Raw genomic sequence first — 5822 nt, forward strand, 5'->3', positions numbered from 1 at the left:
AGACGCCCGTGCCACATTTAAATTTCCTTAAAAAAGCTCGTTTGTAGTAAGGACTAATGTCCTTAATTGCGAAGCATTGCGAGCTCCGCGCGGCAACCTCTCAAATCGAATGACGGTCAATAAATTTTATTTCTGGGAGTAAAAAAGATGGCATACAGCGATTTCAGCCTTGCTAGAGTTAAAAACGATTTTGGATTAACTTTGGATGAAACCCGCGATTTATTTGCCGCTACAGCCCCTGTTGTACCGTCGGAAATCTTAACAACTACTTTAAACGATTATGTACCTCTAGCAATTGCTATTTCCACAGAAAAGGCTCGATCGGAATTTTTAATAGCTCCGATTTTGGCAGAAGTTAGGCGGCTGTTAAACAAGCGAGTTTCGCTATTTTCCGGTAAGGATTTTACTGTAGATCCAGCCAGGGGATTGCAAGGATTTTGCGATTATTTGATTAGCGGTTCTCAGGAACAATTGTTTATCAGTGCTCCTGTGGTGACAATCTTTGAAGCGAAAAAAGAAGATATTATTGGCGGGTTGGGGCAATGCGCGGCGGCTATGGTGGCTGCTCAATGTTTTAATCAAAATCAAGGTACTGAGGTCGATCGCCTTTATGGTGCTGTGACGACTGGTACTAACTGGAAGTTCTTGATTTTAGAGGAAACTATTCTCTTTATCGATCCGGTCGAATACTATATTAAAGAGGTTGATAAAATTTTGGGAATTTTGCTCCAACCATTTTCCCAAAATGTGAGTTAATGTCTATACGAAGTTTTAATTAAAATTATGACCGATCGCAAATTGCTAGTTGTCGCTACCAGCAATCCTGGCAAAGTTAAGGAAATGCAGGTTTATCTTCAGGATTTGGGGTGGGAGTTGCAGCTTAAACCGGCAGAGTTGGAAATAGACGAGACTGGGGAGACTTTTATCGCGAATGCTTGTTTGAAAGCTTCGGAAATTGCCAAAGCGATTGGTGAATGGTCGATCGCCGATGATTCTGGTTTAATGGTAGATGCACTCGACGGTCAACCTGGGATTTACTCGGCGCGCTACGGAAAAACCGATGCTGACAGGATATCTCGGCTGCTTAAAGAATTGGGAACCGAACCAAACCGGGGAGCACAATTTGTGTGCGCGATCGCCCTGGCCCGTCCTGACGGTACAATTGCCCTGCAAGTAGAAGGAATTTGTCGCGGTGAAATCCTGCACAGTCCTCGCGGTACGGGAGGTTTCGGGTATGACCCGATTTTCTACGTGCCCCAACAGCAGCAGACTTTTGCGGAAATGACACCGGAAATTAAGCGATCGCACTCCCACCGCGGCCGAGCATTCCAGGCTCTTTTACCGCAAATGGAGTCATTAGTCATTAGTCATTAGTCATTGGTTATTTGTGATTAGTGATTAGTACCAATTATCCATGCCCAATGCCCCATGCCCAATGCCCAATGCCCCATTCCCCAGTATCCTAGATTGCTTCCTGGTTCTTTTCCCCAGTCCGAATGCGGATAATTTGTTCTACAGGAGAGATGAAAATCTTGCCGTCGCCAATCTCGCCCGTGCGGGAAGCAGCGATAATTTTATCAACCACCATGTCAACCTGATCGTTTTCGACAACAATCTCGACCTTGAGCTTTTGCAAGAACTCAACAGTGTACTCAGAACCGCGATAGCGTTCTGTCATGCCCTTCTGACGGCCAAAACCTCTAACTTCAGAAACAGTCATCCCCACAATCCCAGCATTGACGAGTGCGATTTTCACTTCGTCAAGTTTAAACGGGCGAATAATAGCTTCAACCTTTTTCAAGTTTCTCACTCCTAACATTACTACTTTCGTTATATTACTTAATCGGCGCGACATCTTTTAAGATCGCTGCCAATAGCAAGTATTTTGTAAAATATACTACCTTATGTTGTACTCGCGATCGAAGGCACGGCAACCTTTAACAATGTTCTGGGATTTTCCGGGGTGCGGGATCTCGGGGATAGACCGATCGCGCTAGAGTGAAAAAGACCCAAGCCCTCCGTCGCCGATCTGCTAAAACAGAAAAAGAACACAGGAGACAGGATTTTTCGCCGGTTTCCGCTTTGCACTCCTTCAGATTTGCACGTATTGCTGAAAACTATAATTGCCAGAAGCGGTCAGTTAAACTATTCCTATGCACCCAGCTAGCCCTCCCCCTGACCGCAGCGGGCTTGATGCCCTACTGAGAAATCGCCCCTTCCTCACCTTGTGGACTGGCCAGTTGTTGGCCCAAGTGGCGGATAAAATCTTTTACGTATTGCTGATTATTCTGCTGAAAACAGGCGACTACCGACCCTGGCCGGTTTCTTGGCAACATTCGGACAATTCGATGCTATCAGCGGTGATGATCGCCTACACGCTACCGGCGATCGTCTTTGGTTCGGCGGCCGGTATCGTGGTAGACCGCTTTTCCAAAAAGCAAATGCTGATCGGCTGCAACGCGATCCGAGCCTTGTTGATTGGATCTTTGCCGTTTTTGCCCAAAACTTTTGTGGTGTTGTTGGTACTCACGTTTTTAGTGTCTACCGTAACGCAATTTTTTGCTCCCGCAGAGGCGGCGGCAATCCCGCTGGCTGTGGGGCGAGAGGGACTGATGTCGGCAAATGCTCTGTTCGCCTCGTCTACAATGGGCGGGATTATTGTCGGAATGACGATCGGCGAACCGATATTTACTTGGCTCAAACACAGCTACGGGCCAGCTTCTCAAGAGTTTTTTCTGGGCGGGTTGTACCTGATCTCAGCAGGTTTGCTCTACTTGATGCACATTAAAGAAAATCGCGGCGGTAGCAGTGGCAAAAACGTCCATCCTTGGCAAGACTTCAAAGAAGGTTTGCGGTATTTGAAGCACAATCGCCTGATTAGCAACGCGATGGTGCAGTTGACGATTTTGTATTCGGTGTTTGCGGCGCTGCAAGTTCTGGCGATCGCACTTTCGGGCAAAATAGGTCTCAAAGAAACTCAATTTGGATTTTTGCTGGCTGCTGCGGGCATCGGAATGGTCTTCGGCGCGGCGTTTTTGGGCCACTGGGGCGATCGAATGCACAACAAACCTTTGCCATTAATTGGTTTCGTAATGATGGGTTTTGTGTTGGGAATGTTTGCCTTTGTCAGACAGCTTTGGCTGGGATTCGGATTGAGTGCTCTGTTCGGTTTTGGCGCTTCCTTAATTAACGGCCCGATGCAAGCTTTGATTCAAGAAAAAACTCCCGAATCTATGCGCGGAAAAGTCTTTGGCTTGGAGAACAATGCGATTAATATTGCTCTGAGCTTGCCTTTAGCACTGACTGGCCCGCTGACGGATGCTGTCAGCAAAGCCGTCGGCTCCGATGACCTCGGCTTGCGGATCGTGCTGCTGAGTTTGGGCTTTTTGGTTCCAGTGATGGGCTTGGCAGCTTGGCACCATACCCGCAAATTCTTAAAGGCTTAAGAGTATCTCTAGATCCGACGTACGGTTGAAACTGCGCCTGCACAAACTTTCGTCCGCTTTCGGGCCGACGGTCGAAAATAAGGTAACTTTAACCGTCCGTTTTTTAACCCGCTCCCGTCGCGTGAGTGTCTGTGTGCCCGTAAACTCAGCGGTTTCCAACCGCCCGCTGTTCTGCTTCGGCAATTTTCCTGTTTCTTTGCTTCCTCTGCTGTTTCACAATTTCGCGATCGGACGATCGCACATCGCTAGCGAAACTTTTTGTAAAATATCAGCAGTTAAATTCTCAGAGTTTGATTATTAAGATTAAAGTGTTATCAAAGCTTTCATTAAAAAAACATAATTAGTTTGAGGAAAGAAATTCTGTGCAACTAAAAACTAAAGTAGCCGTCAAACGTGCAACGGGTGGATTCGCTTTGATCGACAGCTTGATCCGCCACGGCGTCAAGCATATTTTTGGTTATCCCGGCGGCGCAATTCTGCCGCTTTACGACGAACTCTACCGGGCTGAAGAAAGCGGCGGGATCAAACACATTCTGGTGCGGCACGAACAAGGCGCAGCCCACGCGGCTGACGGCTATGCCCGCGCTACCGGACAAGTTGGGGTTTGTTTCGCGACTTCTGGGCCCGGCGCAACTAATTTGGTGACGGGGATTGCGACTGCTCACATGGACTCGATCCCGATGGTAGTTATTACCGGTCAAGTTCCGCGTCCGGCGATCGGCACTGATGCGTTTCAGGAAACTGATATTTACGGCATTACTTTGCCAATTGTCAAGCATTCCTATGTAGTGCGCGATCCCAGAGACATGGCGCGAATTGTCGCTGAAGCTTTCCACATCGCGAGTACGGGACGCCCGGGCCCGGTGTTGATTGATGTGCCCAAGGATGTCGGTTTAGAAGAGTTTGACTATCTCCCCGTCACACCCGGAGCGGTGAGAATTCCGGGCTATCGCCCGACAGTCAAGGGAAATCCCCGGCAAATCAATCAAGCGATTGAGTTGCTGAAGGTAGCCAAGCGTCCTTTGCTTTATGTGGGTGGCGGGGCGATCGCAGCCGGGGCCCACGAGGAAATTAAGGAACTCGCCGAGATGTTCCAATTGCCGGTGACGACAACGCTGATGGGCAAAGGTGCCTTTGATGAAAACCATCCTCTGTCTGTGAAAATGCTGGGGATGCACGGCACTGCTTACGCTAATTTTGCCGTTACCGAGTGCGATTTGTTGATTGCTGTCGGAGCTCGGTTTGACGATCGGGTGACGGGAAAACTAGACGAGTTTGCCGCGCGGGCGAAGGTGATTCACATCGATATCGATCCGGCGGAAGTCGGCAAAAATCGCGGCCCAGACGTGCCGATTGTCGGAGATGTCCGGCAAGTTTTGATCGATATGCTGCGCCGCTGTCGGGAAACTGGTGTTTCGGGAACTGCCGGACAAACTGGCGAATGGCTGCACAGGATCGATCGCTGGAAACAGGACTATCCGTTAGTTGTACCCCACTATCCAGACATTTTGTCTCCGCAAGAGGTGATTTCCGAGTTGGCGGCTCAAGCGCCGGATGCTTACTACACGACGGATGTCGGCCAACATCAAATGTGGTCGGCTCAATTCTTAAACAACGGGCCGCGCCGCTGGATTTCGAGCGCTGGTTTGGGAACAATGGGTTTTGGGTTGCCGGCGGCGATGGGTGCGAAAATGGCGCTACCCAACGAGCAAGTAATTTGTATTGCTGGCGACGCTAGCATACAAATGAATATTCAAGAGCTGGGAACATTAGCACAATACGGCATTAATGTCAAGATTGCGATCGTAAATAACGGTTGGCAGGGGATGGTGCGGCAGTGGCAGCAGGCGTTCTACGGCGAGCGTTATTCGTCGTCGAACATGACTGTAGGGATGCCGGATTTTGTGATGCTGGCTGAGGCTTACGGCGTGAAGGGGATGCTGGTTTCACGGCCGGATGAGTTGCAAAGTGCGATCGCTCAAATGCTCGCTCACGACGGCCCTGTGTTGATGAACGTCAAGGTGACGAGGGACGAAAACTGCTATCCGATGGTAGTTCCAGGTAAGAGCAACGCTCAAATGGTTGGTTTACCGGAACGAAGTAAATTGGAATCTGCGGAGTTGATTTATTGTCCGAGTTGTGGCGCGAAGAATGTTTCGAGTAATAAGTTTTGTCCTGAGTGCGGGACAAAAGTTTAATTAGAGACACGGCAATCATTGGTGTCAATTTAAGGTTAAACGCAGTCAGAGATTGCTGTTTATTGCTAAGGCCAGATCCCCCCTAGCCCCCCTTAAGAAGGGGGGGACAAGAGTGCGATCTCAAAGTCCCCCTTCTTAAGGGAGATTTAGGGGGAAGAAGCCTCTGAAAAAAGCGAGA

At 49.0% G+C, this 5822-nt stretch carries 5 protein-coding genes; 4 read left to right on the top strand and 1 reads right to left on the bottom strand.

From position 1 onward, the window contains the following. The first annotated feature begins 147 nt into the window (after positions 1–147). The gene (locus QT974_RS29890; RefSeq protein WP_333472016.1) at positions 148–756 is read left to right on the top strand and encodes a hypothetical protein; all 609 of its coding nucleotides are present in this window, start codon (positions 148–150) and stop codon (positions 754–756) included. Between the two features lie 27 nt (positions 757–783). Beyond that, positions 784–1374: an RdgB/HAM1 family non-canonical purine NTP pyrophosphatase gene (gene rdgB, locus QT974_RS29895; protein ID WP_333472017.1), complete on the top strand. Its 591-nt coding sequence runs from the start codon at positions 784–786 to the stop codon at positions 1372–1374. A gap of 88 nt (positions 1375–1462) precedes the next feature. Here the strand turns inward: rdgB and QT974_RS29900 are convergent, their stop codons facing one another. Further along, on the bottom strand, positions 1463–1801 hold the full coding sequence (locus tag QT974_RS29900; protein WP_265234570.1) for a P-II family nitrogen regulator: 339 nt from the start codon (positions 1799–1801) through the stop codon (positions 1463–1465). A gap of 352 nt (positions 1802–2153) precedes the next feature. On the opposite strand from QT974_RS29900, the gene QT974_RS29905 reads away from it, so the two are divergent. Together QT974_RS29905 and ilvB are read left to right on the top strand one after the other, a co-directional pair. Beyond that, positions 2154–3446, top strand: coding sequence for an MFS transporter (locus QT974_RS29905; protein WP_333472018.1), 1293 nt, complete (start codon positions 2154–2156; stop codon positions 3444–3446). Between the two features lie 362 nt (positions 3447–3808). After that, on the top strand, positions 3809–5644 hold the full coding sequence (ilvB, locus tag QT974_RS29910) for a biosynthetic-type acetolactate synthase large subunit (protein ID WP_333472019.1): 1836 nt from the start codon (positions 3809–3811) through the stop codon (positions 5642–5644). Positions 5645–5822: the final 178 nt, after the last annotated feature.

The sequence above is a fragment of the Microcoleus sp. BM001215392 genome, from assembly GCF_036700185.1.
GTDB lineage: Bacteria > Cyanobacteriota > Cyanobacteriia > Cyanobacteriales > Microcoleaceae > Microcoleus.

What these genes read in the sequence shown, in the direction of transcription:
- QT974_RS29890 (WP_333472016.1), top strand. Translation starts at nt 148, where the DNA reads ATGGCATACAGCGATTTCAGCCTTGCTAGAGTTAAAAACGATTTTGGA.
- rdgB (WP_333472017.1), top strand. Translation starts at nt 784, where the DNA reads ATGACCGATCGCAAATTGCTAGTTGTCGCTACCAGCAATCCTGGCAAA.
- QT974_RS29905 (WP_333472018.1), top strand. Translation starts at nt 2,154, where the DNA reads ATGCACCCAGCTAGCCCTCCCCCTGACCGCAGCGGGCTTGATGCCCTA.